We start from the raw sequence: 859 nt of genomic DNA on the forward strand, positions 1-859 counted from the left end.
GAGCCCGAGCGCGAAAAACATGGCCACACCGATCAAGACCAGCACCGACGACATCGACCCGAGAACGCGGACCGCCCCATAGGTCACTGCCACGCCGGCCGCGGCGGTCATTCCCATGACGAAAGGGGAACGCCGGTCGAACCGCTCGCCGCGCCGGCCGAAGCGATGTTCCTCGGAACGCAACCGGGCGGTCCGCGTTCTCGGGTCGATGTCGTCGGTGCTGGTCTTGATCGGTGTGGCCATGTTTTTCGCGCTCGGGCTCGAGACCGCCGTGTCGTGGCTGGTCAACCACAAGCTGCCGAGGTGGGCGGCGGTGACGGTCGTGGTGACTCTCGTGTTCGCCCTCATCGCAGGGACAGTGGCCGCGACCATTCCCCCGCTGGTGCAGGAGGCACGCCAGCTCGTCGAGCAACTGCCGCATTATCTGCAGCACATCCAAGACCGCTCGTCGCTCATCGGCAGGCTCGACGAGCGCGTCCATCTGCAACAGCGGATCACCGAGATGGTCAACGGGTCCGGCCGCTTCACCTTCGCGGGGATCATCAGAACCGGGTCGGAGGTGTTCGGTGTCCTGTCCCACATCGGCATCGTGGCGATGCTGACCATCTACTTCCTGGCCGACATGCGCCGGATCCGGGCCGGCTTCTACCGGCTCATGCCCAATTCCCGTCGGCCGCGCGCCATCCTGATCGGCGACGAAGTGGTGGCGAAGTTCGGCGCCTATCTCTTCGGGAACGTGCTGACGTCGGTCATCGCGGGGTTCGCCACGTTCGTGTGGTGTGTCCTGCTCGATGTCCCCTACGCGGTCCTGCTGGGTGTCGTGGTCGCCGTCTTGGACCTTTTTCCCTACGGCTCCACG

At 65.4% G+C, this 859-nt stretch carries 1 protein-coding gene and 1 pseudogene; one reads left to right on the forward strand and one right to left on the reverse strand.

The features are described 5' to 3' along the window. Positions 1–243: pseudogene (locus tag A5713_RS28650) on the reverse strand (hypothetical protein); the annotation flags it as partial. Between A5713_RS28650 and A5713_RS04440 the strand changes: the two are divergent. Then, on the forward strand, positions 242–859 hold a 618-nt coding region (locus A5713_RS04440; RefSeq protein WP_197516291.1), incomplete at its 3' end, for an AI-2E family transporter. The pseudogene A5713_RS28650 and the gene A5713_RS04440 overlap by 2 nt on opposite strands.

It is taken from the genome of Mycobacterium sp. E2497 (genome assembly GCF_001668695.1).
Taxonomy (GTDB): Bacteria; Actinomycetota; Actinomycetes; order Mycobacteriales; family Mycobacteriaceae; genus Mycobacterium.